This window comes from Sorangium sp. So ce1335 (assembly GCF_051521615.1).
Classification (GTDB): domain Bacteria; phylum Myxococcota_A; class Polyangia; order Polyangiales; family Polyangiaceae; genus Sorangium.
Genome location: NZ_CP150363.1, coordinates 4694703 through 4721298, shown reverse-complemented (window position 1 = coordinate 4721298; position 26596 = coordinate 4694703). Strand labels below are relative to the sequence as shown.

The window sequence follows — 26596 nt, the reverse complement described above, 5'->3', positions numbered from 1 at the left end:
TCGCGCCGGCGCCCGCGCGGCCTGCCTCAGCGAGCGCCCTGGTCGGCGCCGGCCCCCGCAGCGGCCGCGGCCCCGGTGCCCGCCGGCGCCGCGGCGGGGGCCGGCGCGCCGCCCGCGGCCGCCGCGGCTGCCGCAGCCTGCGCGGCGTCGGCCCCGGCATCGGCCGCGGCCCCGGACGGCGCGGCCACGGGCGGCGCGCACGGGGCGGCCGAGACGACCGCTCGCCACCGCGCGCCCTCGCCGACATGCACCCGGTCCGCGCGGAGCGCCGGCAGCGACCGGAGCGCCGCGAGCACCGGCGCGATCTCCTCGCCCGCCTTCTCCTCAGGGTCCGAGGGCACCTCGACGCATCCGTACAGCGACTCCACCTCGCCCACCCAGGCGAGCGCGGGCCGGGCCTCCTGGAGCCACGGCCACCCGCCCGCCGGCTCGGCGACGATGGGCTCGGGCGGGATGGCGCGATCCTGCACAGCGATCTCCGCGCCGAGCGCCCGCGTGAGCTCGCGGCCGAGCAGATCGGCCGCCGCGTCGCCGAGCGCCGGGCCGACGTGCACGACCTCCACGACGGCCGGCTCGTTCTCGGGGAACCGGAGCCGCCACGTCACGAGCGGCCCCGCCGCGTGCGGCCACGCGCCCGCGAGCGACGCGGTGAGCTCCTGGCGCAGGAGCACGAGCTCGGGCTCCTTGCGCACCACGTCGATGGGCGCCGCCGCGGTCGACCGGACCGACGCCGCCACCTCCTCCAGCGCGCTCGCGTCGGGCACGGCGATCACGTCCACCTTCGGGGGCATCCCCGCGACCGCGGCGATCTTGTCGCGGAGGTCCTGCTCGATCCGCTCGGCCTCGTCCGCCCGCCCCAGCGTCACGAGGCGCACCGCGACGGCGCCGTGGTCGACCGTGAGGCTCGACCGCACCGTGCTCTGCGGCAGCGTGTCCAGCATGCGCTGGATCGCCGCGCGGACGCGCACCTCCCAGGACACCCGCGCGAGCGCCTCGCGCAGCGGGAAATAGACGGCCCCGAGCAGCGCGAGCGGCATCATCACGCGAAAAATCCACCCGTAGCGGAGCTCGAAGAACACCTGGAGCACGCGCGCGACGCGGCGGATCGCGCCGGGCTTCTGCTTCGCGAGCTCCGCGTGCTCGAGCTCGGCGGTGCTGACGGCGTTGTAGCCGAGGAGCAGGAAGCAGATGACGGCGAACAGGAGGATCGCGCAGAGGTTCGCCGTGAAGAGCAGCGCGGCGCCGCTCGCGATGCTCTGCACCCGCGTGCCGATCCCGTAACCGACGACGCACAGCGGCGGCACGAGCGCGATGCCGATCGCCGTCCCGGCGGCGGTCGATGTGGTGTCCGAGCCGGGCCGCACCGTGGTGTAGGCCGCCGCGATCGCGCAGAAGATCGCGATGAGCAGGTCGAGCGCCGTGGGCGAGGTGCGCGCGGCGATCTCCGCGGTGACCTCGTGGAACGGCAGCATCAAGGTCAGCAGCGCGGCGCCCGTCACGACCACGACGATGCTGAACGCGACGCGGGTGAACGAGCGCAGCGCGAGGAACGGCGAGCCGATCGCGAGGCCCATCCCGAGCTCGACGATGGGCCCCATGAGCGGCGAGATCAGCATCGCGCCGATGACCACCGCCCCGCTGCCGAGCACGAGCCCGAGCGAGGCGATGCCCATGGCGAGCAGGAGCTGGAGCCAGTAGCCGGCCGCCCCCCGGGCGCTCCTGTCGAGCATGGTCCGGACGATGGCCTCGCGGGCCTCGGGCTCGATGCCGAACACCGCCGCGATGCGCTCCTGGAAGGCCGCCCCCGCGTGCGCCGAAGGCGGCCCACCGGCCTGCGGCTCCCGGCCGCGATCCTGGTTCATGGCGCGCCTTATAGCGCGCCCCTCGGCCGAGGCCTCCCCGGCGAGCGCGCGGCGCTCGTGCGCGGCGGCGGCGCCGGGCCGGGGCGTCAGGCATGGCCTCGGGCGCTGCCTAGAACCACGATCACGTGGAGCGAGAAATGAACCGCCAAGACGCCAAGAAGAACACAATGTCTTGGCGTCCTTGGCGTCTTGGCGGTTCCAAGTTCTGCTCGTTTCAGGCGGGTTCAACCCGTTTGTTGCTCTAGGGCATGACCTCAGGCGTGGATCGAGCGCAGGAGGCTGCGCACCGCGCGCGCGTCGGGGAGCCGGTAGACGGCGCAGCTCTTGTCGTTGCCGCCGACGTGGATGGTGCACGCCGACGGCGGGAGCGCCGCGAAGATGTCCTCGTCGGTGCGGTCGTCGCCGATCGCGATCACCTCCGCCTGCGACGAGACGTCGTCCAGGATGAGCGGCACGACGCGCCCCTTGTGGACGCCGCGCGGCCGGATCTCCAGGACCTTCGCGCCGCCGAGGAGCTCGAGGGCGTCGGCGGAGACGCGCTCCGCGAGGCGCGCGCGCAGCTCGCGCACGTGCTCGCCGGCGAGCTCGGGCTCCACGGTGCGGTAGTGCCACGCGAGCGTCACCGTCTTCTCCTCGATGAAGCTGCCCGGGGTGCGCCGGGTGAAGTCCTCGAGGAGCGCCCGGACCTCGCCCTTCCACGCGGCGGCGTCCGCCTCGAGCGGGACCCAGTCGTCGCACGCCTTCGGGCGCGACCAGAAGCCGTGCTCGGCGTGCAGGTGCAGCGGCAGCGCGCCGAACCAGCGCTCGATGTCGGCGCGACGGCGGCCGCTCACGACGTGGACGCGGTCGCGCTCGGACAGCGTCCGGAGCAGCGCGAGCAGCTCCTCGTCGGGCGCGGCGAGGTCGGGCACCGGGGCGAACGGGACCAGCGTGCCGTCGTAGTCGAGGATCCAGACGCGCTGCGGCGCGTTTCGGACGCGGTCGACGACGCTCTCGGGCACCTGCCGGCGCGCGGCCTGCGCCGACTGCGCGGCCGCCGCGGGTCCCGGCGCGGCGCGGTCGAGGTCGTCGAGGAACGACTGCGCCCAGGCGTGGACGTCGTGCGCGTCCACGCGGCGGCGCAGCGCCGCCATCCGCGTCCGCTGCTCGCCGTGCGGCATGGTGAGCGCGCGCTCCACGGCCGCGGCGACCGAGCCGATGTCGTACGGGTTGACGGAGATCGCCTCGGCGAGCTCGGACGCGGCGCCGGCGAACTCGCTGAGGATCAGGGCGCCGTCGTCGTCGATGCGCGCGGCGACGTACTCCTTCGCGACGAGGTTCATGCCGTCGCGGAGCGGGGTGACGAGCATGACGTCGGCCGCGACGTACAGGGCGACGACCTGCTCGAGCGGCAGGGAGCGGTGCATGTAGTGGATCGGCGTCGCGTACGTGGTGCCGTGCTGGCCGTTGATGCGGCCGACCATCTCGTGGACGACCCGCCGGAAGTCGGCGTACGCGCCGGCCATCTCGCGCGTGGGGACGGCGAGCTGGACGAAGCGGACCTCGTCGCGCAGCTCCGGCTCGCGCTCGAGGAAGCGCTCGATCGCGAGCAGGCGGCGCGGGATCCCCTTCGTGTAGTCGAGGCGGTCGATCCCGAGCACGATCTTGCGGCCGCCCGCCTCGGCGCGGATGCGCGCCGCCTCGTCGCGGACGGCGGGGTGGGCCGCGAGCCGCGCGATCTCGGCGGCGTCGATGCTGATCGGGTGGACCCCGAGCCCGACCCTGCGCCCGTCGTGCTCGATCGCCGCCTCGTCCGGATCCAGGCCGAGCACGTGCGCGGCCGAGGCGGCGAAGTTCCGGCGGTAGCCGGCCGTGTGGAAGCCGAGCAGGTCGGCGCCGAGCAGGCCCCGCACGATCTGCTCCCGCCACGGGAGGATGCGGAAGACGTCGGCGGACGGGAACGGGACGTGGAGGAAGAAGCCGATCCGCGCCCCCGGCAGGCGCCGCCGGAGGAGCGCCGGCAGGAGCATGAGCTGGTAGTCGTGGATCCATATCGCGTCGCCCGGCCTGTACTGCGCGGCGACGGCGTCGGCGAAGCGCTCGTTGACGCGCTGGTAGGCCTCCCAGTCGAGCTCGGCGTCGAGGTTCACCTTGTCGAGCAGGTAGTGGAACAGGGGCCAGAGGACGCCGTTCGAGAAGCCGTCGTAGAAGCGGTGCTGCTCGGTGGCGCCGAGGTGCACGGGCACGGCGCGGATGCCGGCGAGCGCCTCGTCGGCGTCCTGCCGCTGCTCCGGGGTGAGGCCCGCGACGCTGCCCGGCCAGCCGATCCAGACCGCGCACATGCGCTCGTGAGGGCCGCGCATCGCGGCGGCGAGGCCCCCCGAGGAGCGCGTGAGGCACAGCGCGCCCCGGTCGATGCGCACGCTGATCGGCAGACGGTTGGAGACGATGAGCAGTCGGGCCATGGAACTCCCCTCCTCTACGGTGCCCGCGGCGCAGCGGCGAAGGCACGGGGCTCGACCGCCTCCACCGGGCGCTCCGCGCTCGGAAAGACGAGGACGAGCCGCGCGCGACGCGCGACGCGCGGCAGCGTGTGCCGTGGCACACGGATGGACAGCGACGCCTGCCCGCGGCTGACCGCGGGCAGGCGTCGCGACACGAATACTTTGAACTCAAACCATATTGCGCAGCGTCGTGCAAGCTGTTCCGTCGCGTGGGACGAGCGCGCACGTCGATCTCGCGCTGGCTCTCGTCGCGCGCCGCGCGCGTCGATCCTCGCCCGGCGCGCCGGTTCGCCGCGCCGCGTCGTCATCCATCTGGACCCGCTTCACGAGCGCGACGAGGGCGGGCGCTTGCCAGTCCGCAGCGGCGGCGGGCGCGCCGTCGCGGCGCGGGTGCGCACGACGGTGACGGCCGTCGACCGCGCTCGGCGAGCGCCGCGCGCCGCGACGGCGGAGGCACGCGAATCGCAACGACGCCCCCGCGTGCCGTGCGGCGGTCGGGTACCCAGCCGCCGGAGGAGCGGTGGCAGCGGGAAGGGAGCGAGCGATGCGAGCGAACAACGGAAGAGCGGCGATGGGCCTGATCCTCGCCGCGGGGGCGACCCTGCTCGTCGCGGCGTGCGATCGCGAGGAGCGGGCGCTCGGGACGACGCGCCCCGCGGAGGGCACCCGGGTCGAGGCGCGGGTGGCGACGGTCAACGCGGTCGACGGCATCGTCCAGGCGCGGTGCGACCGCGAGGCCCGGTGCAACAACGTCGGCTCGGGCCGGGAATACGCGAGCAACGAGGCCTGCGCCGCCAGGATCCGGGCCGAGTGGCGCGAGGACCTCAACCTCGCCGACTGCCCCGGCGGCGTCGATGCCAAGGAGCTGAACGAGTGCCTGGAGGAGATCCGGAACGACGACTGCGGTAATCCCTTCGACACCCTCGGTCGGATCGCCGCGTGCCGTTCGAGCGATCTCTGCAAGGCCACTCCGTAGCTCGCCGCCCGCCACGCGCCGACGGCATCTAGAGCATCGAGCCCACCGGGAAATCGACGTCGACGACGAGCTCGGTGTCCGAGAACACCTCGAGGTCGTAGAGGGGCTTCGTGATGCTCCTCGCGCGGTCCACGGCGTCCACGAGCGTCAGGTCGGCGGTGTAGCTGCCCGGGAGCAGCGCCGCGCTGATCTCGAAATAGTCGCACGGCGCGTACTGCTCGGTAACGAAGTCTCCGCGCCGTGTATAGATGACGAGCTCGGCGTCGGTCACCCCGAAGTCCGAGCACAGGAATGGATCGATCGTGCCGTCGATGGTGTACGCCACGGTCAGCGTCCCCGCCGAGTGCGGCGGGGGTGGGTCATGCCGCGCCTCGATGACACAGCCTGCCGCCGGGGCGGCGAGCGCGGCAAGCAGCGTCAGGCTCGGCAGTCGCGTGAGCTTCATGGTTCCTCCTCTCGCTGTCCTGTCTCGATGGCGGCTCAGTCCGCGTAATAGCGGCGGCGTCGCTCGACCGGCGCCTCGCGGTAAGCGGGGGCACGGCGCTCCTCGTAGTATCGCGGCCGCTCGTGGCGGTGAATCCGCTCGTGATGGTGAGGCCGCTCGTAGGTGCGCCGGACGTGGATCCTGCGCTCCGCCAGCACCCGCGGCTCCGACCGGAAGATCACCCAGCCGCGCGGGCTGTCGTGATACCACCTGTCGCCCACGAGGTAGGCATAGCCGCCGTGGTAGTACACGCGCGGGTACGCGTGGATGTCCGGCGGCAGCGCCTCCACGCGGACGGTGGCATGCCCGTCGACGAGCTCCGCTTCACCGGCGGTCCAGACGCACCCCGAGGCGGTCAGCGCGAGCGAGCAGAGCAGGGCTGCGGCGCCGAGGAGGGGCGCAGCCCTCCCTCGCGCGACGCGGTTGAAGAGATTGAAATGGCGATGCGGGGATAATAACACGATCCATCTACCTCCTCCCGCGACGCAGCGCCGCAACACCGGTGCCAGAGGTGCGGTCCTCGCGAGGAGGCGGAAATGGCAGGGAATGCAATGCGGGAGTGACGATCCGTCGTACAAGAACGCCACAGCCGCACAGCGGGTCCAAGGCGGAATGGGCCGACGCCGATACCGTGAGCAGGTACCTCGTGCGATGGCTGGCGCCGCTCGCCCGGCGCGTCGAGCCCGGTAAAGCAGCGCTGCTCGAAGCGATACGAGCGGGCTGCCGTCCGGTACACGCCGCGCGTCGCTCGCAGCGCTCGGCGCAGAAGACGTCCCTGGAGGGTCTGGCTCGCCCCTACCCGACGGACGTCGGTCCGACGACGACGGCCGATGAAGGAGACTGAGGGCTGCTCTGCCTCTCCACCGTGATGAGCAGCTCGAAGTTGGCGTACGGCACGGTCGTTTCGGCCAGCCTGCCGTTTCGACGGTTGGCGTCGTAGTCGAGCACGCCGACCCTCCGCCACGGGGCCGCGGAGCTCGGTCGCTCCCAGACGACGAAGCGCTCGCTGCCTGCTTCGATCCGCTCGGGCGGCGGGAGATGATCGACGTTCACCGCCACGCGCGTGGTCGCTGCGTCGGAGTCGATGTCGGCGGAGATACGCGCATCGGCGCCGGGCGCGAGCTGCGTGCCCTGGGCCGTGAGCTCGCTCGGGCCGCCGCAGGCGGCGAGCGCCATGCTCGCGAGGAGACCGAGCGTGAGCCCTGTGCGGCGGCCCCCCCGTCGTCTCGTGTCCATGTGTCCCATATCGCCACCCCGATCGCCTTTCTGCTTCACGGCAGCCCCTCCGCACCTCGGGCATCGAATCCGGGCTGGCCGGTCCGGCCGCCACCCAGCCGTGTCGTCGAGGCTCCTCGCCGTGCTCGTTCCTGTGGTTTCAGCAAGCCTTGTGCCGAGGCAGGGTGTGAACCGCGAGGGTCACCCTGGATGCCGCCTTGCCGCGGCCGCTCGAAGGCTCGACGCTGCGCGGTGACGGATGCGCCGCGACTGCCCTGGTGCCGCCCATGCGGGAGCGATCCGATCGAGGTGAGGACTCAGCGGTGCGCCATGTCGTTCGCCATGCCGCGGGACGGCGTCTGCGACGCGCCGGTCGTGCCGGTCGTGGCCGCCGTGCCCGTCGTACCGGCCGTCGCGGTGGTGGTCGTCGTCGCGCCGGCACGCTGGACGCGGATCTGGTTGTGCACGTCATCGACGCCGCGCACGTTCTCGGTGAGCTGCTCGATGATGCGCTTGTGGTGGCGCTCGTTCACCGTGCCCTCGAGCGTGACCTCGCCGTTCTGCACGCGCACGGTCACCTCGCTGGGGTCGATGTCGTCGCGATCCGAGAGCATCTCGCAGATGTCCTCGAGGATGCGGTTGTCGGAGCGCTTGTAGCCCTTGGGCCCACGGCCGAGCGCGCTGCGCACGCGGTCCCCGGCGCTGCTCAGCGCGCCGCTGACGCTCTGCATCGCGGAGCGGCCCGCGTCGCGGACGTCGCGGGCCAGCTCCTGGCCCCACCCGCGGTCCTGCTCTCGGCCCCAGCCGCGCTCCTGACCCGAGCCGTGCTCCTGGCCCCACCCGCGGTCCTGCTCGCGGCCGTAGCCGCTGAATCCACGGTCGACCTCGCGGCCGTGGCCGCCGAACCCGCGCTCCTGGTCGCGGCCGTAGCCGCCGTAGCCGCGCTCCTGGTCGCGGCCGTAGCCGCCGTAGCCGCGCTCCTGGTCGCGGCCGTAGCCGCCGTAGCCGCGCTCCTGGTCGCGGCCGTAGCCGCCGTAGCCGCGCTCCTGGTCGCGGCCGTAGCCGCCGTAGCCGCGCTCCTGGTCGCGGCCGTAGCCGCCGTAGCCGCGCTCCTGGTCGCGGCCGTAGCCGTAGCCACGCTCCTGGTCGCGGCCGTAGCCGCGCTCCTGGTCGCGGCCGTGACCGCCGTAGCCGCGCTCCTGGTCGCGGCCGTAGCCGCTGAATCCACGGTCGTAGTCGCCGTGGCCGCGCTCGCGTCCACCGACGAAGCGCCCCTCGTCCAGCGTGTAGTCGCCGTAGCCGCCCTGCACCGTGCGCCCGTAGTCCCGCCCCGAGGCCCGGCTCTCGTCACGATCCCAGCGATCCCAGTCGCGATCCCCCTGTCCGTGGTTGATGTCCCTGCCGAATCGATCTCGCATGACACCGCTCCTTTCACGCGTTGTTGGTCACGAAAGCACGGCGTGCTCGCGACGGCGCTGCGACAACGAACAGAAGGCTCAGACCATCGCGAGGGACCGCTACGGTGGGGCGCGCCGCCGCGGATCGCAATGCGGGACAGGCCTTATTGCACACCGGGATCGACCCGAGTACGGACGAACACATCGCGAGCGTCGATGAGGTCGTCTGTCGCAGCAAAGGCCGTTGAGGCGCAGCAAAGGCCGTTGAGGCCGTCCCATCCGGCTCCACACGCGAATTGACGCGCACGCGACGCGCGAGGTCTCCGCGCTTCGCGTACGGCGCACCCGTACGATGCAATCCGCATGAGCCTGGGTGTCGGCCACCGCATGACGGGCCCATCTGGCCTGCGTTCCCGGGCCCCGAGCTTCCGCGGCGCGCGGAGGCGGGTCGCGTCCCGGGGCCGCAACGGGACGAGCCACGGAGGAGGATCACGATGAACGTCTTCGACAGGATGCTGCGATCGGTGCTTCCACGCAGGCGGCATGGTCTCGGGGATGCGGCGGCGGTCGCGGCCGCGCTCGGCGTCGGCGCCGGTCTCATGTACACGCTCGATCCCGACCGGGGCGCGCGGCGCCGGGCGGGCGCGCGCGACAAGGCCGTGAGCCTGGCGCGCCGGACGGGCACGTTGCTCGACAAGGGCGCTCGCGACCTCCGGCAGCGGAGCCGGGGCGCGCTCGCGGGCGCCAGGTCGATGTTGCGGCAGGAGCCGGTCTCCGACGTCGTGCTCGCCGACCGGGTCCGCGCCAAGCTCGGGCGCGTCGTGTCGCACCCCCACGCGATAAGCGTGGCGGTCTTCGACGGCTGTGTGACCCTGCGCGGCCCTGTCCTCGCCCACGAGGTGGACGGCCTCCTGGCCGCCGTCTCCGGCGTGAACGGCGTGCGGCTCGTGACCGACCAGCTCGAGGTGCACCGCTCGGCGGAGGGCATCCCGGCGCTCCAGGGCCCTTCGGCCCGGACCGGCGAGCGGTTCGAGCTCATGAAGGCGAGCTGGTCGCCCGCCACGCGCCTGCTGATGGGCGCGCTCGGCGTGGGGCTCGTCGGCTACGCGATCAAGCGCCGCGATCCGATCGGGGCGCTGCTCGGCGCGGTCGGCGCCGCGGTGCTGCTCCGGGACGTCAGCAACCGGCCGGCGAGCCACCTGCTCGGCGTCGGCGCGGGGCGCCGGGCCGTGGACTTCCAGAAGACGATCACGGTGCGCGCGCCGGTCCGGGACGTGTTCCTGGCCTTCATCCAGTTCGAGAGCTTCCCCCGGTTCATGTCGCACCTGCGCGAGGTGGAGACGCTGGGCGACGGCCGCATGCGCTGGACCGCCGTGGGCCCGGCGGGGATCCCCGTCTCCTGGGACGCCGAGATGACGCAGCTCGTGCCGAACGAGCTCATCGCCTGGCGGAGCCTGCCCGGTCAGGCGATCGAGAACGAGGGCGTCGTGCGGCTCGAGGAGTGCCCCGAGGGCACCCGCCTCGACGTCAAGATGTCGTACAACCCGCCCGCGGGCGCGCTCGGCCACGCGGTGGCGTCGCTCTTCGGCGCCGATCCGCAGCACGCGATGAACGAGGACCTCGCGCGCTTCAAGACCCTTGTCGAGCAGGGCACGATCACGGCCGGCGGCAGCGCGGTGATCCTCGAGGAGCTCCAGGTCGTCCGGTAGTGCTCTGATGCTGAGTCGGACGCCGCGCCGGGGATCCGGACAGAGATTTCAACGACGCGAGCATGACGAGTGCCTTCGCGGATGCTGGGTTCTGACAGCCGCTCCGCGCGAAGGCTCCGTCCGCCGGATCAGAACGCGATCCGAGCCGCCAGGCCCGCAGCATCAGGCGACGCGGCGGGCCGAACCTCGAGCTTCACGCCGCCCCGGTCCTCGGTGCGGTAGGCCTCTGGCCTGTTCATGAAGAGCAGGGCCACCCCCGTGATCGCCGTCGCTCCGCCGGCAATGATGGCGCCGATGGCCAGCCGATCCTCGAAGACGCTACCAGCGTAGTCGTAGCGGTCCTCCGGCGGACAGGACGCACCGCATTCGCGCTGGAAGCCCTGATCTACGTCCTCGTGGCGCGCGCTGGCGTGCCACATGAGCCCGCCGCCCACGACGCCCAGGGCAGCACCGGCCCCGAGCGTGGCCCAGGGGATCCAGGCGGGCCACCGCTGTCTCGAGATGACGGTATCGACGCTCATGACGAGCTGGCCTGAAGCTTCTTTGCCGGCGAACACGGCGATGGGCTTGACGACCGTGAAGTAGCCCCGCTTCGTCGCCACGACGGCATGCTCACCCGGCATGACCATCCGGCGTCCGGTGCCTGGACCAACGAACAAAGGCGTGCCGTCGAGCAGCACGGCGGCGCCCGGCTCCTCGCAGCGTATCTCGACGGCGCCGAGCTCCTGCTTCACGAGCTCTCGCAGCTTCTCGCGCGCCTCCTTCTCCTCGTCGGGTTCGAGCCAGCCGGGGCCCCCGCTCAGCGAGCGACGCAGGTGCTCGTAGGCCAGGAGCGGCTGCCCGATGCTCTTGAGCAACCGTCCCAGGTAGAATCGGAGCTGGGGTTGATCCCAGTAGGCCAGCGCTTCTTCGTACTTCGCCCGCGCCTCGACGAGCAACAGCTTCCTGTTCAGTTCCCTCGCCTCCCCGTAAAGCGCCATGGCCCGCTGCTGTCGCTCCTCGGAAACCCCCTGGTACAATGACGGTAGCGGCGTCTGGGCTCGCGCGGGCGCGGCGCACAGGGCAACGAGCGCGATGGGCAGGAGGCGCTGCGCTGTCGAGAGAGCGACGTGAGCGGGTCGTTTGGAGGTCGTCCTCATGATGACCGAGCGCCTCCTTCGGGGCGTCCGTGGATGTCCGCTTGCGCATCCGTGAGCGCGCGGCCCGGCTCGCTGAGTAGAGTGAGCAAACGCAGGCTACGCCCTGGCAGGTCCTCCTGTAAAGTGAGCCGGCGCCGCGGGGGCCCGTCAGCTGCTTGCGCCGCTTGGGGTACGGAGGTCGCCACAAGGCCGCGTGTCAGGGAAGCCGGCAGGGATTCGCCGTACAGCGAGTAGTGTACAGGCGCTCGAGGCACTCAAGGAGTGTACAGGCGCTCGCGGGAGCGGTTATGCTCTCACCAGCGCGCTGGCTGCCGTCATCGTGCACAAGGCGGCGTCGTACATCGTCTGTCTGGCGGGAGGGAACGGGAGATGTCAGCCACGCTGGCCCCACAGGAGCAGCTTCGTCGACCGTCAACGCATCGCCGCGCGATTGCGAGAGGTATCCTGCGATGAGCAGCGATGCCTACGGGGCCACCGTCGCTGCGAACTCGACGGTCGCCGGCGCAGCGCGCTCTCAGGCCGAGCTGCCCGACAGGGCGATTGTCAAGGACGGCGCCGGGGCCGCGGGCGTGCGGGACGTAAGAGGCCAGGCCACGACCGCGACGGCCGCCCCGCGGCCGGCACTCCTGGCATATGCCAAGCCGCCGCCGTCGGCTGGCACCCGCGTCGGTCATTACGAGCTCCTGCGCGAACTCGGCCAGGGCGGAATGGGCGTGGTCTTCCTGGCGCGGGATCTGCGGCTCGCTCGCCTCGTCGCGATCAAGCTGCTCACCCGGCTGAGCAACACGGGAGTGAAGCGTTTCCTCGTCGAGGCGCAGGCCACCGCACGCTGCAAGCACGAGCATATCGTCACGATCCACGAGGTGAACGAGCACGACGGATTCCCGTACATGGTGCTCGAGTACATCGAGGGGCAGAGCTTCCGCGACTGGATGGAGGAGCGCAGGCCCGCCGGTGCGGCCGATGAGGTATCGACGGCGCCGGTCCCGCCTGGCATGGCGATCGAGTTGATGGTCCCCGTCGTGCGCGCGCTCGCCAGCGCGCACGCGGCCGGCATCGTCCATCGCGATCTCAAGCCCGAAAACGTCATGCTGGACGCGTCGGGAACGATCAAGGTGGTCGACTTCGGCATAGCCAAGCTGCGTGATGACGAGGCGAGCCTCGTGGCCGAGGGATCCACCGCCGGGGACACGCGTCTGACCCGTGACGGGGGGATCGTCGGCACGCTGCCGTACATGTCCCCGGAGCAGTGGCGAGGGACGGAAATCGGCCCGGCCAGCGATGTCTGGGCCGTGGGCATCATGCTGCACGAGCTCGTGTTCGGCGCGCACCCGCTCGCGCCATGCAGCCGGATGGACCTCCTCAAGGTGCCGCTCCTCGAAGAGCCGATGCCCGAGGTCAGCGCGAGTCACCCGGAGGTCGGCGCGCTCGGCGCGATCATCGACCGCTGCCTGAAGAAGAGCAAAGCCGAGCGGTTCGCGTCCGCACAGGAGCTCCTGGCCGAGCTCCTGCCCCTCCTGCCCGGGCGCCGGGAGATCCACCTCGGCGCGGACGAGAGCCCGTTCGCGGGCCTGTCGTCATTCCAGGAGGCCGACGCCGATCGCTTCTTCGGCCGCGCGCAGGACCTCGCGGGCGTGGTCGCTCGCCTGCGGAACCAACCGCTGCTCGCGATCGCGGGCGCGTCGGGCGTCGGAAAGTCGTCGCTGGTGCGGGCCGGGGTGATCCCGGCGCTCAAGCGCTCCGGCGAGGGCTGGGAGGCGCTCGTGCTCCGGCCCGGGCGCGAGCCGATGGCGGCGCTCGCGGAGCTCTTTGGGAACCCTGCCGTGCGCCTGAGCGGGGAGCTGGAGGCGCTCGCGCCCGGCAGCGGCGCGTCGACGCGCGCGGCCTTGGTCGAGCGGCTGCGCGCCGAGCCGGGCCTGCTCGGCGCGGCGCTGCGCGGGTGGGCGGGCCGCTCTCAGCGGCGGCTTCTCCTGTTCATCGATCAGTTCGAGGAGCTCATCACGCTCGGCGCATCGACCGGCGAGCGCGCGGCGTTCCTCGCGTGCCTCGAGGGCATCGCCGACGATGCCTCCTCGCCGCTCCGGGTCGTGCTGTCGGTGCGGTCGGACTTCCTCGATCGGATGGCCGAGCACGAGCACTTCATGGCGGCGATGACCCGCGGCCTCGTGTTCCTCCGCCCGATGGGGCGGGAAGGGCTGCGCGAGGCGCTGGTGAAGCCGGTGGAGGCGGCGCGGCACGCGATCGAGGACCCGGCGATGGTCGAGGGCATCCTCGACGCGCTGGAGACGACGCGCGGGGCGCTGCCGCTGCTCCAGTTCACCGCGGCGAGGCTGTGGGAGCTGCGCGACCGGGGGCGCCGGCTGCTGACGCGGGCAAGCTACGAGGCGCTCGGCGGCGTGGCGGGCGCCCTGGCGAGCCACGCGGACACGGTGCTGGCCGGGATGACCGAGCGCCAGGCGAAGCTCGCGCGCGCGGTGCTGGAGCGGCTGGTGACGCCGGAGCGGACGCGCGCCGTGGCGAGCCGGGGCGAGCTCTGCGAGCTGCCCGGCGACCCGGGCGAGATCGAGCGGGTCGTGGGCCTGCTCGCCGATGGACGGCTGCTGGCGATCGAGACCGGAAGCGACCACGCGGGTGGCACGGTGGAGATCGTGCACGAGTCGCTGATCGAGCGGTGGCCGACGCTCAAGCGCTGGCTCGAAGAGAGCCAGGGAGACGCGGTGTTCCTGGACCGGCTGCGCGCGGCGGCGCGGCTGTGGGACACGAGCGGTCGCGCCGCGGACACGCTCTGGCGCGGCAAGGTCGCCGAGGAGGCGCGCGGCTTTCGCCAGCGCTACCACGGCGCGCTGCCGGAGCGGGAGCGGCTCTTCCTGGAGGCGGTGCTGAAGCTGGCCGATCAGACGCAGCGCCGGCAGCGCCGGGTCGTCTCCGGGGTGATCGCGGCGCTGTCGCTGCTGGTGGTCGCGGCGGGGACGGGGGTCGTGACGCTGGCTCGCGCGCTGGAGAGCGAGGAGGCGCAGCGGAGCACGGCCGAGAGCGCGCGGCAGGAAAGCGATGTGCAGCGACGGCGGGCCGAGGCGGCGAGGAATGCGGCGGTGCAGGCGCAGCACGAGAGCGACGCGCAGCGGAGGCTGGCCGAGGCGGAGAGGAATGTGGCGAAGCAGGCGCAGCAGGAAAGCGATGTGCAGCGGCAGCTGGCCGAGCAGATGAAGCGGGAGGCGGAGGAGGCCCGGAAGCGTGCCGAGGAAGAGGCCGAGCGGGCCCGCGTGGCGGCGGCCGAGGCACAGAGGGCGAGAGACGCTGCGCTGCAGAGCAAGCGCGAGTTGGAGCAGCTGATCGAGGTCGCTGCGGGGAGGTTTGCGCCGACGTTGAAACAACGAGCCGTCCACGGGCAGTGAAGCGCGCGGGGCAAGTGCCGTAACGAGCGGGAGCAGAATGCCAGGGCAGCGGCTCAAGTGCCTTATCTGAGGCGCGGCGCGCGGCCCCGGCGTGTTCCCTGAACGGAGCGAACGCGATTAGCGGCGCGGTGCCGTTCGGGTATGACGATAGATGACGCCATCGATATCGCTGCTCTGGCTGGACTCGGTGGAGACTTCGCCGACAACGAAGAAGGATTTACCATTGCCCGACACGGCGTAAAACTGATCACTTGTTCGGGAATTGAGCTCCAGCCAGGAGATTCCATCATAATGCAAAAAGGTACCGTTTATACCGACAACAAATACGTTGTCCGGGCCGGTGCCCCATATATCGTGCAGATCTTGCCGGGTGGGCGGTTCCTCGATCTGCTTCCAGTCCGGGCCGCCATCGTAGTGCAAGATCGTGCCGTTATTGCCGACGACAAAGATATTGTCCGGATCGCTGCCCCACACGCTCCTGAGCGCCTCCTCGGTCGGCGGTTTCCTCGTGACAGGCTGCCACTCCATGCCGCCGTCGTAGTGCAAGATCGTGCCGTTGTCGCCGACAGCAAAGACATTGTCCGCCGCGCTACCCCACACGCTCCTCAGCGCCTTTTCCTTGTTCCACACCGTTGGCGGCCGGTCCAGGCCAGCATAGCGTAGAATCGTGCCCTTGTCTCCGACAATGAAGACATTGTCCGCGGCGCTACCCCACACACTCATCAGCGTTTCAGTTTCATCTACCGGAGAGTTTACTTTTTGAATCGACCGACCGTTACCGTCAAACTGCAAGATCGTGCCGTCACCACCGACAGCAAACACATTGTCTGGCGCGCTGCCCCATACACCGAACAGTGCCACGTCCGACGGCACATCCGGCATCGGTACCCACGGATTGTCACCATTCCCTTCCTTCTTCTTGTATTGCAGCATCGCGCCATTCGATCCAACAGCATAAAAGTGGTCCGGTCCGCTAGCCCATACGTCAAGTATCCGTTCCGTCGTGGGATCTGCAAGCTTCTCCCAGAGCTGGCCGCTAAAACGCAGGATCGTACCAGCCTCACCGACAGCGAACACATTGTCCGGCCCACTGCCCCATACATCCTTCAGGGTTTTCGATGTTACCGGAACCAGTTCTTGCCAGCGCTGACCATCATAGTGCTGAATCTCGCCCGCGCCACCGACAATGAACACATTATTCGGCCCGTCACCCCATGCCTTTTCTGGATTACTCGTAATGGACAGCTCTTCTCCATCGCCATTCAGCGAATACCAGGCACGTCCATCACCGTTGTAGTGCAGAATCGTGCCACGCCGATCGACAGCGAAGACGTCGTCTGGGCCACTCCCCCATATACTAATCAATTGGTTGTCCGACTCCGGCGTGCCCATGGGATGCCAGGCATCGCCGTCACCGTCGTGGCGCAGGATCGTGTTGTTGGCCCCGACAGCGATGACATTACTCGGCCCGGTGCCCCATACATCCCAGAAGATCTCGCTCGAGCTTATCGTGGCCATAGCTTGCCAGCGACTACCATCATAGCGTGCAATCCTGTCCATGCCAACTATGGCAAATATGTTACTCGGCCCACTCCCCCATGCAGACGTGATGCACTTTGGTGGATCTCGGCACATCTCGGAGTCGAACGCGGGCGGTTGGATGGCCTGCCAGCTATGGCCGTCGTAATGCGCGATGGCACCTGTTTCGGCGACAGCAAAGACGTCCCGCGGCCCGCTTCCCCACACGTCAACCAGCGAATCACCAATAGGTGATTCCATAGTCTGCCAGTGCTGGCCATCGTAGTGCCGAATAGTGCCGCCCTCCCCAACGGCAAAGATGTCCTGAGGACCGCTTCCCCATATAGCGTTGAGATTCGCCACCGTGTTCGTCTCTTGAATACGCCAGTTCCAGTCTCCGCACGACGCGGTCCAGAACTCGTAACATGCCGGCGTGCAGCGTGGGCGACCAAAATCATATCGTAGGGCCACGCAGGACGTGGTGATGGGAACCATCTGGTCGCAAGCTTCTCCCTCCGACACTTCTCCGTCACTACAGTGGCCGGGCTTGACGCAGCGATGACTGACCCCTGTACCGCTCCGGTCGCCCTCCGGGATCGCGAAGCACTCACGATCCAACGGGCAGAAACTCTCGCCGCAAGGGACGCCGCCCTCCAGGCATGCTCCTATACTGACGCTCAGCACCGTCACGAACACCGCCGCCATCACGTGACGAATCGCAGCGCCGCTTTGCCGTCGGCCCGAGGCCGTTCCGTCCGGATCTATGCTCCCACGTCGCATCTTCCCTCGCTCCTCCCTCGGTCAACGGCCGCGCGGCTCGCCTAGGCGAACGCCAGGCTGAAGCTGTGCGGGACGAGAGGTATATACCCTACGGCGTTCGACCGACAAGCCATCCGCAGAGCCATCGACTGTCGCGCTAACCATCTCGAAGACGCCCAGCGTCGCCCCGCCGCCCTCGGGGAGGTCGGCGGATCGACGTCCATCACTCCTCGCGCCTTTGAGAAAGAGTTACCTGGTACGCGGCTTGCTTTACTTTAAGGCACTGGCGTCGCTTTCCCGGCCGTCACGCGCCAGAGAGGAGATACAGCATGCCGAAATCAGAGTCCGCGAGCGCCTCTGTACAGTTGGGTCCGCAAGATGCCCCCTCCGGGCCGTCCGAAGCGTCCGTACCTGCTCTGTCTGGCGGGCGCACCGATCGCGGCGATGCCAGCACCGTTGAGCTCGATGAATGCCGGCAAGCGTTCGAGCGCCCCGTTCGCGAGCAGCTCGGGCTCGGCCGCGGCAGGGAGATCACCCCTGTCATCCTCCACAAGCTCGACGCCTTCGAGAACACCTGGTTCGAGCTCACCCCCAAGATCATCCGCAACTTCGTGCCGGAGAAAGTCCACGCCGACGCTATCGAGCACGATCTCTTCCTGGGCCTGGTGAACAGGCCGTGCGGAGTACAGGTGATAGGCTCGTTAAGAACGTACCTCAGCCGCGTCGAGGAGCTCCCGCGGAAATACAAGACCAATCCGAGAGCCAAATACGCGACGGAGGTTCGCGCGCGCCTCAAGAGCGCCGGATTGCCGGCGGAGGTGGTACAGTCGTGGCTCGAGCTGCTCAGAGATTTAGAGGACCGGCCAGTGATAACCCGCCCAGATGATTTGCGGCGGTAGCACCTGCGCTCGCTGCAGCCGCCCTGGGTGTCAGCGATCGTGAGGGGAGGAAGCCCGGAGGGCTTTCACGGGAAGCGCTCCGAGCGCCTGTGCGCGTGCCGCAATGACCGTGCCACGAGACTCCGGCAGGCCCCGCCGGCCGAAGCGCAGATCAGCTCCGCGTCACGACCGGGCTGGCCATGCTGATCATCCGAACACCACCCCCGCGTGCAGGCGCACAGGCGGAAACAGCGCGACGGGACCATCCCTTGCAGCGGTGCTCCGAGGTGTTCCGCGACCGGTTGCTTCCTTCCGCGATGAATTGCGTTGTCCGGCAGCTCGTTGCGCTGCGGGCCCGCAGGCCCCCCGTCTTGCTGGAACGGGCGGATGAGCCGTCGCTTTTCCACCGAATGCTCTGCGGCCGAAGCGGCTAGAGTCTGGAGGACGCAGGCGTCCGGAGGCGACAGCCGTTCATCTTCCCCCCGGAGTTACCTCCTGACCGTGCCACCAGCGACCTGGACAGTTCGGGTGTCTCCGACCAGGACGTCGTCACCCCAACCATCCACAGGCCCTGGAGCCGGGTTCCCGAAGCGCCGGCTCCCGGTCGGCGCGGCTAACGCTACAGTTCAGCACCGATGGGCTCAGGAAGGGTCCACCGCAGGCTCGTCCAGCTCCTGGCCTGCGCAGATGGTTCGTCCTCCGCAATTCCTGCGCCCCAGGACACGCCTCTCCATCGCCCGCGCCCATCGAGTGCGACGTCCACGTGGCGAGCGGTCTGGAGAGCGTTGCGATCAGCGCCTCGCTCCCGGCTCATCCGGATTCGCTTCGCAGCCGCCTTGGTCGGATCGTTGCTTCTGGCTGCCGCCTGCGGCGCGGGATGGCAATTCTTGCCGCACCATCGCCCCGAGGGACCGGCAATCCTTGCCAGGAAGGCAAAGATTGCCACACGGATCCGGGACGCTCGGGTGAGAGCGATCGCGGGGCGGGTGCTCGTCGCGCCGCCCGCCTCGCACCTCCTCCGGCTTAGGTACCGCCGGCTCGCTCGTATACTCGTCGCGGTCCGCGAGCAGGCGGACGTCGACACCAGGGCGGCGTCCGCGGGGATAGTGATGCGCAGCGCGCTGTGGTGGTGCGCGCGCAAGAGGCCGCCGTTGTCGGAGCGGAGCTCCGCGCGAAGGTGAAAGAAGCCGGATTGCTGCGCGATGAAGTGTGACGCGGCGAGCCGAAGCGGCGGTACAGCGAGCCGTGCGACGCCTCGTTGCTGTGTCGAACGAGCGGGTCGAGCGCGGCGCTGTTGCAACCCCAGCGTCGAGCACCCGCGCCGAGCCGCGATGCTGCGCGTCGCCGCGATGGGCGCAAAGCGGCCGCCCGAGCGTGGCTGGCGCACGTGCTCGCGCAACGGCGGCGCTCGCACCGGGTCAGCCGCGGCGTCCGTCCTACGGGCGCGGGCGGCTCCGGAACGCGCTCCTGTAGGCCTGCGGGCTGGTGCCGGCCACGCGGTGGAAGTGCTGGCGGAGCGCGGCCACCGAGCCGAAGCCGACGTCGGACGCGACCCGCTCCACCGAGCGCGCCGTCGTCTCCAGCAGGAGCTGCGCTCTGCGCACGCGGGCGCGCAAGAGCCACTGCAGCGGCGTTGTCCCCGTCTGCTGCTTGAAGTGCCTGTTCAGCGAGCGGACGCTCATCGCCGCCTTCCGGGCGATGTCGCGGAGCGCGACGTCCCTGTGCAGGTTCTCCTCGATCCAGTCGAGGACACGGCGCAGCGAGCAGCCGTCGGCGGTGGGCGGCGCGTGCACGATGAACTGCGCCTGACCGCCGTCGCGCTCGAGCGGCACCACCGAGAGGCGCGCCGCCTCCGCCGCGACGGCCGCCCCGTGGTCGCGCCGGACCATGTGCAGGCACAGATCGAGGCCGGCCGCTGCGCCGGCGGACGTCAGCAGCTGCCCGCAATCGACGTAAAGGACGCTCGGATCGACCTCGACGCGCGGAAACCGCCGCGCGAGCTCCCCGGCGGCGCGCCAGTGCGTCGTCGCCCGCCGCCCGTCCAGGAGCCCGGTCGCGGCGAGCAGGAACGCGCCGGAGCAGATCGAGGCGACGCGGGCCCCGGCGCCGGCCGCCCTCCGCACGGCGCGGAGCAGCCGCTCGGGTACGGGGCGATCGATGTCGGCGATCCCGGGGACGATCACCGTGTCCGCCCTGCGGAGTTCCTCGAGCCCGTGACGGACCCGCATGCGAAAGGCCCCGGCGTCGACCTCCCTCGCGGCGGCGCACACGCGGACCTCGTAGCCAGGGCGTCCGTTCGGGAGCCGCACGCGTCCGAACACCTCGCTCGGGATCGACAGATCGAAGGCCACGACGTCGTCGAAGGCGACGATGGCGACGCGGTGCATGGCCGGATCATACATGCCGGCCATGATCGCGCCAGGTCGGCTCACGCGACGAGCTGCGCGCATTTCACGGCCCTGAAGCGGCCATCGAGCCCGCTGGCCAGAACATGGCGATCTTTGGCGTTTCAGCCGCTCGCGCGGCCGCGGCGCGCGTGAGATGACATCGCCCGTGGTCGGGCAGCAACACGGGGCTTCGGTGAAGCGCCCCCGGGGTGCGAGATGGGTTTGTATCAGCTGGTCCTGACGTTGAAGTTCCTCGGCGCGATGGGGTACGCCGGCGGGCTCGTCGCGAGCTTCGTCGCGGCGGATCCGCACGAGCGGAAGCTCGCCGTACACCGCATCGCCTCTCCGAGCCTGCTCGCGACGTGGTGCGCCGGATACGCCCTGGCAGCCCTCGGCGGTTTTCGGATGTTCGAGCTGTGGGTCGTCGGCGGGCTCGCGCTCTCCGTCGGCTCCAACGTCGCCCTCGTCTACTGCGTCTCGCGTGACAGGCGGGGTCCTGGAGCGTTCTCGTGCGCTGCGCTCCCGCTCGCCGGCGTCGTCGGCCTCATGGTCCTCAAGCCGACGTGGGCGCAGGTGTTCCCGTGAGCTCGCTTCATTCCTTGCGCCTGGCGAGCGTCGTCGAGGGAGCCTCCCTGCTGCTCCTCCTCCTCGTCGCCATGCCGCTGAAGTACGGCCTCGGCCTGGCGATCGCGGTGCGCGTCGCCGGGACCGTTCACGGTCTGCTCTTCCTCGTGCTGCTCTCGGCCGCTTCTCGGGCGTATTTCGAGCGGGCGGTCTCGGCGAGGAGCTTGCTCCGCGTCCTCGGCCTGTCGCTCGTCCCGCTCGGGTTCCTCGCCGCCGATCGGCTGCTCCGGCGCGACGCCGACCGGGGCCACCCGGCTACCGACGGATCGCGGTGACACCGCGGCTCAACACAGCATGGTTGCAAAAGGCGTCGAACCGGAGATGAGCGAGCTGTTTCCGGGCCAGCGGCTCAAGGCGGAAATGGTGCTGTATCCGGGGCTCGCATCGAGGAGAGGAGCGGAACCGACGGCTCTCCGGACTTCGTGTGTGTAGGTGAGGAGGCGCGCCTGTGCTCGCGAAGATGCCGGCGTAGCCAACGCGAACACGACACCAGGCAAACGCGAAAACTTTATGCTGCAAGCGCAGTGAAGAAGCATGAAGCGCGTGTATTCGTCTGGCGTCGAGCCGAGCTGCCCGTATACTCACTTCATGCGTTACCTTATGATTCCATTGCTCGCCATCATGGCTGCTTCCGGTGCGTGCCTGGCCCCGACGGAGACCGCGTCGGAGGGCGCCTGCGAGGGGGAGGAGTGCGGGAGCTCGCTCGACAGGGCTGCTGAGTCGGCCCCCGACGGCGACGCGGCGGTCGAGAGCGGCGACGGTGACACGAGCGCCGCGACGGCGGACTCCGACGGCGCTCCGGCCTTCAGGCATCCCGGTGTCCTCGTGTCGCGCGGGCAGCTCGACTTCGTGAAGGCCAAGATCGCTGCTGGAAAGCAGCCCTGGAAGGGCGACTTCGACAAGGCCAAGGCCACCAGGTACGGGCGGCTCCCGTACACGCCGCAGCCGATCGCGGTGATGAAGTGCGGCAACGGATCGAACCCGCTCGATCAGGGCTGCACCGCGTCGCGCGACGACGCCGTCGCGGCGTACACGCAAACCCTGATCTGGTATTACACCGGGAACCAGGCGTACGCCGACAGCGCCATCTCCATCCTGAACGCCTGGTCGTCGACCTTGAGGGAGATCGTCTTCGATCCGGCCAAGGTTCGCACCGATCCCGGTCAGAACAACGGCCCGCTGCAGGCCGCCTGGCTCGCGGAGCTGTTCCCGCGCTCGGCCGAGATCCTCCGCCACGCCGGCGCTGGCTGGCCGGAGAGCGAGGCCGCGCGGTTCGGGCGGATGCTCAACGACGTCCTCGTCCCCAAGATCTACGACGGATGGGGCTACCAGGCGAACTGGAACCTGTCGATGGCGGACGGGATGATCAACATCGGTATTTACAATGATGACCGCGCGCTGTTCGATCACGGCGTCGCCATGTGGCGCGAGCGCGTGCCCTACAACGTTTACCTGGCGAGCGACGGCCGGCTGCCGAAGCGCCCGCCGGGGTACAGCACCGACGCCAAGCTGATCGAGCTCTGGTACGGCCAGTCCGCTTTCAGTGGGCGATCTGGCCACACGCAGGAGACGTGCCGCGACCTGCCGCACACGCAGATGGGGCTCGCCTCGACCGTCTACGCGGCAGAGACGGCGGGGCTCCAGGGCATCGATCTCTACGGAGAGCAAGAGCAGCGGATCAAGGCGTCCTTCGAGTACGTGGCGGAGCTCCTGAACCGGTCTCCGTCGGCTACCGACATCGAGCTGGCGGTAGAGTCCTCGTTGTGCGGTGGCAAGCTGAAGGCCAAGGACGTCCCCATATGGGAGCTCGTCTACAATCACTACGTTGGACGCGAGGGCCAGACGATGCCCGAGAGCCGGAAGGTGCGCGACCGCATCCGGGGGCAGTCCGGCAATTTCAGGGACGTGACCAACGTGCAGATCACCTGGGAGGCGCTGACCCACGGCGACACCGGCAGCGCGGGGTACCCGTAGCGCACGAGGACCCCGGCCCGGAGACCAGGGCCCCCTCGGCTCGCGCGGCGCCCGGCCCCCTGCCGAGGCGGCCCCGGCCCCGACCGGGGCGGCTCCGGGCCGACGCGCCGTCGTGTCGTGAGGCCGGGCCGCTAGAACAACGACGATGAGGCAGCGAGAAATGAACCGCCAAGACGCCAAAGACGCCAAGAAGAAGACAATGTCTTGGCGTCCTTGACGTCTTGGCGGTTCGACGTTCTGCTCGTTTCAGGCGGGTTCAACCCGGTTGTTGCTCTAGGCGCGCGCCTCCCGCTCGGAGATGGAGCTCAGCAGCCCCGACGAGCTCCCCCCGCCATCCCTGGCGGCGAGGTCGGAGAGGCTGATGACCCCGACGGGGTGCTTCTGGCCGTCGACGCAGATGATCCTCGACTTCTTGTGAGCGCTCATGAGGCGCTCGGCCACGCTCAGATCCTCATCCGGCCCGCAGCAGACGACCTCTCGGGTCATGATGTCGCCTGCCCGCGTCGACGAGGCGCTCCGGTGCTGGGCGAGCACGCGGATCGCGAGGTCTCGATCGGTGAGGGTCCCGACGACGGTACCGTCGTCACCACAGACCGGAACGAAGCCGATGTTCCGCGCCTGCATCAGCTCGGCGATCTTCTCGACGGGCTCGCTCGCCTTGCAGCAAGCCACGTCGGTCTTCATGAGCTCGGAGCAGTTCATGGTCTCTCCTCCTGGCTGGAATCGCTGCCTGAACCGCACTCAGGATGTGCTCGGGACGCCCATCGTCCCTTCCCGGAGTCGCAGCAAATAGCGGGCCATGACGCGGGCGAGGCGCCCTGTCGAGCTCGTTTGCGTCCTGGTCTTTGATCGCTGGACCCGCCGCGCAGCAAGCGGCCGCAACGCGGGTCCGGATCCACGGTCCATGCAACGGCGGTCGCGCGGCAGCGTTCCGACAGCCGCGGCCCCGGAGGCGCTGCAGATCGCGACCATCCCCCGCAGCACGCCGCCGGGCGGCCCGCGCTGCGCGGCGACGCATGCTCCATGTCGCATGCTGCGACTGGAGTCCGTCAACAACGCACGAAGCTCGTCGCTCACCGTGGATCGCCGCCACAGGTGTAACGCTGAGACTGCTGCCATAGTGTGGGGGCCATGACCGCACCTCAGGAGCAACGTTTGGTGTCGCCCGTCCGCATTGGCTTCGCGCTCGCCGCATGCCTGGCGGCCGGCTGCGACGCCGTTCTCGGAATTCATGACGTACAGCGCGACCCCTCGGGCGGAGGAGGCGCCGGTCGCCACCCGGCTGGCGCGTGTGTACCGGACGATCGGCGGTGTTCGGACAACAGGCCCCAGCGATGCAATGACCTGGGCCAGTGGGAGAACGAAGCGCCGTGTCCTGCGGCAGCGCCCGCATGCGACGGAGGGGATTGTGTGCCTCCAAGCTGCGTTGGACTGGCGGAGACCTGCGGCCCAGCGGGCAATGAGAGCTGCTGCGCAAGCGCGGCGGTGCCAGGAGGGAGCTTCACCCGTCGGGAAAACGAGACCGATCTTCCGGCGACGGTGAACGGATTCGTATTGGATCGGTTCGAAGTGACGGTGGGTCGATTCCGGCGGTTCTTGGAGGCGTATCCAGAAGGTCGTCCTGCGGCGGGAGCCGGCGCGCATCCGCTCATTGAAGGGAGCGGGTGGAATGCTGATTGGGACGTCAATCTGCCAGCGACAGCGGCAGCGCTGAGAGCTGCGCTGAAGTGCAATTCGCCACGCCAGACATGGACGGACGTGGCGGGCGACGGCGAGCGACTGCCGATAAACTGTCTGAACTGGTACGAGGCGTTTGCGTTTTGCGCGTGGGACGGTGGCAGACTGGCGACGGAGGCAGAGTGGCACTACGCGGCAGCGGGCGGGGCCGAACAGCAGCCATACCCATGGTCGAGCTCGGCCGTCGACGAGAGGATCGACAGCAGTTATGCGGTATATCACTGCACAGCAGACGGATCTGCAGCCGCCGCCTGTGCGTTCAGTGACATCCAACCGGTTGGGTCCAGGTCGCCGAAGGGCGACGCGAAGTGGGGACACGCGGACCTGGCCGGAAGTATGTTTGAATGGGCCCTGGATCGATATGCAGAATATCCGAGAGAGTGCAATAGATGTGCAAACTTGACCGAAGGCTCGTTGCGGGTGTGCCGGGGCGGGGCCTACAGCAACCTTGCGTCATACCTGCTCTCGTTCAATCGCGAACGCGATGATCCTTCGCACCACATCAGCAACGTCGGGGTCCGGTGCGCGAGGACACCGTAGATACGAGCCAAGGCGGGCACGCCTGTCACGAGGAGACCGTTCCGGTCGCGGCTACCGCGGCGGCCTCGCCGGCGCCGCTCCCGCGCGCGGGGACGCTCCCGCCGCCGTCACGACCGCCCCCACGACCGCGAGCGCCGCCGCCGCGAGCATCGTCCCCTGGAACGCCGCGCCGAACGCCTCACCCCCCGCCGCCTCGCCGGGCCGCCCGCCGCCGAGCGCCGCGAAGATCACCCCGGCCGCGGCCACGCCGCACAGCATGCCCACGTTGCGCGCCTCGGCGAGCAGGCCCGCCGCGGTGCCCTGCTGATCGCGCGGCGCCGCGCCCATGATGCGGCTGTTGTTCGGCGCGGTGAACAGCCCCGAGCCGAGCCCCACCAGCGCGAGCGCGGCGAGCAGGCTCGCGCGCCCGGGGTCGGGGCCGAGCGTGGCCAGGCGCACGAGGCCCACCGCGAGCGCCGTCATGCCCGCGAGCGCCGGCCCGCGCGCGCCGACGCGGTCCGAGAGCCAGCCGCTCGCGGCGGTGGTCGCCGCCATCACCGCCGGCTGGACCGTCATCACGAGGCCCGCGTCCGACGCGCTCATCGCGAGCGGGCCCTGCAGGTAGAACGGCAGCAGGAACAGCATCATGTACGCCGCCCCGTACTGGAGAAAGGCGGCGGCGAGCCCGGTCACGAGCACCGGCTGCGCAAGGAGCGAGGCCGAGAGCAGGGGCGCTGGGCTCCGCCGCTCTGCCCGCACGAAGGCCGCGGCGAGGACCGCGCCGACCGCGAGGAGGCCGACGACCCAGGGGCTCAGGTACCCCCACCGCTGCCCGCGCGTGAGGGCGACCAGGAGCGCGCTCAGCGCCGCGCCGAAGAGGAGCGCGCTCGCCCAGGGGAACGGCCGCGCGCGCGGGTCCTGCGCGGGCCGCGCCGCCGCCGCGCCGCCGGGCGCTCCGCGCCAGACGAGCGACCGGGCGAGGAGCGCGCCCGCGAGCGCGATCGGCACGTTGATCCAGAAGACCGCGTGCCAGCCGGCGCCCTGCGCGAGCCAGCCGCCGATCGACGGCCCCAGGGAGAGGCCCAGGTACGTCGCGGTCGCCTGCATGCCGAGCGCGCGGCCGCGCTGCGACGGCGGGAACGCGGCGGTCGTGAGCGCCGGGCCGTTCGCCATCAGCATGGCCGCCCCGGCGCCCTGGAGGGCGCGCGCCGCGATGAGCGACGCCAGCGTTGGCGCGAGCGCGGAGAGCGCCGACCCGACGCCGAACACGACGAACCCCGCAGTGTACACGCGCCCCTTGCCGTGGCGATCGCCGAGCCGGCCGAACGGCAGGAGCAGCGCGCTCACGGAGAGCGAGTAGGCGGCGAGCACCCAGCTCGCGGCGCCGATGTCGACGCCGAGATCCCGGCGGACGAGCGGCACCGCGACGTTGATGAGGCTGCCGCCGAGCGCGGACATCAGGGTGCCGACGGCGACGACGCCGAGCACGGCGTACGGCCTTGGCGCGGGGGCGGTCGACCCGGGTCCGGAGGGGCTCAAC

19 protein-coding genes are annotated in these 26596 nt (G+C 70.2%); 8 read left to right on the top strand and 11 right to left on the bottom strand.

From position 1 onward, the window contains the following. Positions 1-26: 26 nt before the first annotated feature. Both WMF24_RS17290 and WMF24_RS17285 read right to left on the bottom strand, forming a co-directional pair. The gene (locus tag WMF24_RS17290; protein WP_437737516.1) at positions 27-1862 is read right to left on the bottom strand and encodes a DUF389 domain-containing protein; all 1836 of its coding nucleotides are present in this window, start codon (positions 1860-1862) and stop codon (positions 27-29) included. Between the two features lie 254 nt (positions 1863-2116). Beyond that, on the bottom strand, positions 2117-4306 hold the full coding sequence (locus tag WMF24_RS17285) for a bifunctional alpha,alpha-trehalose-phosphate synthase (UDP-forming)/trehalose-phosphatase (RefSeq protein ID WP_437737515.1): 2190 nt from the start codon (positions 4304-4306) through the stop codon (positions 2117-2119). A 583-nt stretch (positions 4307-4889) separates the two neighbouring features. Between WMF24_RS17285 and WMF24_RS17280 the strand changes: the two genes are divergently transcribed. Then, the gene (locus tag WMF24_RS17280) at positions 4890-5321 is read left to right on the top strand and encodes a DUF6184 family natural product biosynthesis lipoprotein (protein ID WP_437737514.1); all 432 of its coding nucleotides are present in this window, start codon (positions 4890-4892) and stop codon (positions 5319-5321) included. 28 nt (positions 5322-5349) lie between these two features. Here the strand turns inward: WMF24_RS17280 and WMF24_RS17275 are convergent, their stop codons facing one another. From WMF24_RS17275 to WMF24_RS17260, 4 genes are all read right to left on the bottom strand, one after another. Continuing rightward, positions 5350-5766 carry a hypothetical protein gene (locus WMF24_RS17275; protein WP_437737513.1) on the bottom strand — a complete coding sequence of 139 codons (417 nt, stop codon included), beginning with the start codon at positions 5764-5766 and terminating at the stop codon, positions 5350-5352. A gap of 35 nt (positions 5767-5801) precedes the next feature. Continuing rightward, entirely contained in the window at positions 5802-6266 is a 465-nt protein-coding gene (locus tag WMF24_RS17270) for a hypothetical protein (protein WP_437737512.1), read from the bottom strand. 334 nt (positions 6267-6600) lie between these two features. Then, positions 6601-7041 (bottom strand): hypothetical protein, encoded by a 441-nt coding sequence (locus WMF24_RS17265; RefSeq protein WP_437737511.1) that lies wholly within the window; start codon positions 7039-7041, stop codon positions 6601-6603. A 296-nt stretch (positions 7042-7337) separates the two neighbouring features. Continuing rightward, entirely contained in the window at positions 7338-8438 is a 1101-nt protein-coding gene (locus WMF24_RS17260) for a BON domain-containing protein (protein WP_437737510.1), read from the bottom strand. A 473-nt stretch (positions 8439-8911) separates the two neighbouring features. On the opposite strand from WMF24_RS17260, the gene WMF24_RS17255 reads away from it, so the two are divergent. Then, positions 8912-10126, top strand: a complete 1215-nt coding sequence (locus WMF24_RS17255; RefSeq protein WP_437737509.1) for an SRPBCC family protein — start codon at positions 8912-8914, stop codon at positions 10124-10126. Between the two features lie 128 nt (positions 10127-10254). On the opposite strand, the gene WMF24_RS17250 is transcribed toward WMF24_RS17255, so the two are convergent. Continuing rightward, positions 10255-11106, bottom strand: a complete 852-nt coding sequence (locus WMF24_RS17250; protein ID WP_437737508.1) for a hypothetical protein — start codon at positions 11104-11106, stop codon at positions 10255-10257. A gap of 608 nt (positions 11107-11714) precedes the next feature. On the opposite strand from WMF24_RS17250, the gene WMF24_RS17245 reads away from it, so the two are divergent. Then, on the top strand, positions 11715-14660 hold the full coding sequence (locus WMF24_RS17245; RefSeq protein WP_437737507.1) for an nSTAND1 domain-containing NTPase: 2946 nt from the start codon (positions 11715-11717) through the stop codon (positions 14658-14660). 117 nt (positions 14661-14777) lie between these two features. On the opposite strand, the gene WMF24_RS17240 is transcribed toward WMF24_RS17245, so the two are convergent. Further along, positions 14778-16673, bottom strand: coding sequence for a WD40/YVTN/BNR-like repeat-containing protein (locus tag WMF24_RS17240; RefSeq protein ID WP_437737506.1), 1896 nt, complete (start codon positions 16671-16673; stop codon positions 14778-14780). 593 nt (positions 16674-17266) lie between these two features. Between WMF24_RS17240 and WMF24_RS17235 the strand changes: the two genes are divergently transcribed. Beyond that, positions 17267-17836, top strand: a complete 570-nt coding sequence (locus tag WMF24_RS17235) for a hypothetical protein (protein WP_437737505.1) — start codon at positions 17267-17269, stop codon at positions 17834-17836. 1415 nt (positions 17837-19251) lie between these two features. On the opposite strand, the gene WMF24_RS17230 is transcribed toward WMF24_RS17235, so the two are convergent. Then, entirely contained in the window at positions 19252-20202 is a 951-nt protein-coding gene (locus tag WMF24_RS17230) for a GlxA family transcriptional regulator (RefSeq protein WP_437737504.1), read from the bottom strand. Between the two features lie 216 nt (positions 20203-20418). On the opposite strand from WMF24_RS17230, the gene WMF24_RS17225 reads away from it, so the two are divergent. The 3 genes from WMF24_RS17225 (at position 20419) to WMF24_RS17215 (ending at position 22800) form a co-directional block, all read left to right on the top strand. Then, positions 20419-20787 (top strand): hypothetical protein, encoded by a 369-nt coding sequence (locus tag WMF24_RS17225; protein ID WP_437737503.1) that lies wholly within the window; start codon positions 20419-20421, stop codon positions 20785-20787. Next, a complete protein-coding gene (locus WMF24_RS17220; protein ID WP_437737502.1) occupies positions 20784-21101 on the top strand; it encodes a DUF3817 domain-containing protein in 318 nt (105 codons plus the stop codon). Before WMF24_RS17225 ends, WMF24_RS17220 begins: the two co-directional genes overlap by 4 nt. Positions 21102-21414: 313 nt before the next feature. After that, entirely contained in the window at positions 21415-22800 is a 1386-nt protein-coding gene (locus tag WMF24_RS17215) for an alginate lyase family protein (RefSeq protein WP_437737501.1), read from the top strand. 273 nt (positions 22801-23073) lie between these two features. On the opposite strand, the gene WMF24_RS17210 is transcribed toward WMF24_RS17215, so the two are convergent. Further along, positions 23074-23502, bottom strand: a complete 429-nt coding sequence (locus tag WMF24_RS17210; protein ID WP_437737500.1) for a CBS domain-containing protein — start codon at positions 23500-23502, stop codon at positions 23074-23076. A gap of 429 nt (positions 23503-23931) precedes the next feature. On the opposite strand from WMF24_RS17210, the gene WMF24_RS17205 reads away from it, so the two are divergent. Continuing rightward, positions 23932-25077 carry a formylglycine-generating enzyme family protein gene (locus WMF24_RS17205; RefSeq protein ID WP_437737499.1) on the top strand — a complete coding sequence of 382 codons (1146 nt, stop codon included), beginning with the start codon at positions 23932-23934 and terminating at the stop codon, positions 25075-25077. 51 nt (positions 25078-25128) lie between these two features. On the opposite strand, the gene WMF24_RS17200 is transcribed toward WMF24_RS17205, so the two are convergent. Next, complete coding sequence (locus WMF24_RS17200; protein ID WP_437737498.1) at positions 25129-26595, bottom strand: MFS transporter; 1467 nt, start codon at positions 26593-26595, stop codon at positions 25129-25131. Position 26596 lies beyond the last annotated feature (1 nt).

What these genes read in the sequence shown, in the direction of transcription:
- WMF24_RS17290 (WP_437737516.1), bottom strand. Translation starts at nt 1,862, where the DNA reads ATGAACCAGGATCGCGGCCGGGAGCCGCAGGCCGGTGGGCCGCCTTCG.
- WMF24_RS17285 (WP_437737515.1), bottom strand. Translation starts at nt 4,306, where the DNA reads ATGGCCCGACTGCTCATCGTCTCCAACCGTCTGCCGATCAGCGTGCGC.
- WMF24_RS17280 (WP_437737514.1), top strand. Translation starts at nt 4,890, where the DNA reads ATGCGAGCGAACAACGGAAGAGCGGCGATGGGCCTGATCCTCGCCGCG.
- WMF24_RS17275 (WP_437737513.1), bottom strand. Translation starts at nt 5,766, where the DNA reads ATGAAGCTCACGCGACTGCCGAGCCTGACGCTGCTTGCCGCGCTCGCC.
- WMF24_RS17265 (WP_437737511.1), bottom strand. Translation starts at nt 7,041, where the DNA reads ATGGACACGAGACGACGGGGGGGCCGCCGCACAGGGCTCACGCTCGGT.
- WMF24_RS17260 (WP_437737510.1), bottom strand. Translation starts at nt 8,438, where the DNA reads ATGCGAGATCGATTCGGCAGGGACATCAACCACGGACAGGGGGATCGC.
- WMF24_RS17255 (WP_437737509.1), top strand. Translation starts at nt 8,912, where the DNA reads ATGAACGTCTTCGACAGGATGCTGCGATCGGTGCTTCCACGCAGGCGG.
- WMF24_RS17250 (WP_437737508.1), bottom strand. Translation starts at nt 11,106, where the DNA reads ATGGCGCTTTACGGGGAGGCGAGGGAACTGAACAGGAAGCTGTTGCTC.
- WMF24_RS17245 (WP_437737507.1), top strand. Translation starts at nt 11,715, where the DNA reads ATGAGCAGCGATGCCTACGGGGCCACCGTCGCTGCGAACTCGACGGTC.
- WMF24_RS17240 (WP_437737506.1), bottom strand. Translation starts at nt 16,673, where the DNA reads ATGGTTCCCATCACCACGTCCTGCGTGGCCCTACGATATGATTTTGGT.
- WMF24_RS17235 (WP_437737505.1), top strand. Translation starts at nt 17,267, where the DNA reads ATGCCGAAATCAGAGTCCGCGAGCGCCTCTGTACAGTTGGGTCCGCAA.
- WMF24_RS17230 (WP_437737504.1), bottom strand. Translation starts at nt 20,202, where the DNA reads ATGCACCGCGTCGCCATCGTCGCCTTCGACGACGTCGTGGCCTTCGAT.
- WMF24_RS17225 (WP_437737503.1), top strand. Translation starts at nt 20,419, where the DNA reads ATGGGTTTGTATCAGCTGGTCCTGACGTTGAAGTTCCTCGGCGCGATG.
- WMF24_RS17215 (WP_437737501.1), top strand. Translation starts at nt 21,415, where the DNA reads ATGCGTTACCTTATGATTCCATTGCTCGCCATCATGGCTGCTTCCGGT.
- WMF24_RS17210 (WP_437737500.1), bottom strand. Translation starts at nt 23,502, where the DNA reads ATGAACTGCTCCGAGCTCATGAAGACCGACGTGGCTTGCTGCAAGGCG.
- WMF24_RS17205 (WP_437737499.1), top strand. Translation starts at nt 23,932, where the DNA reads ATGACCGCACCTCAGGAGCAACGTTTGGTGTCGCCCGTCCGCATTGGC.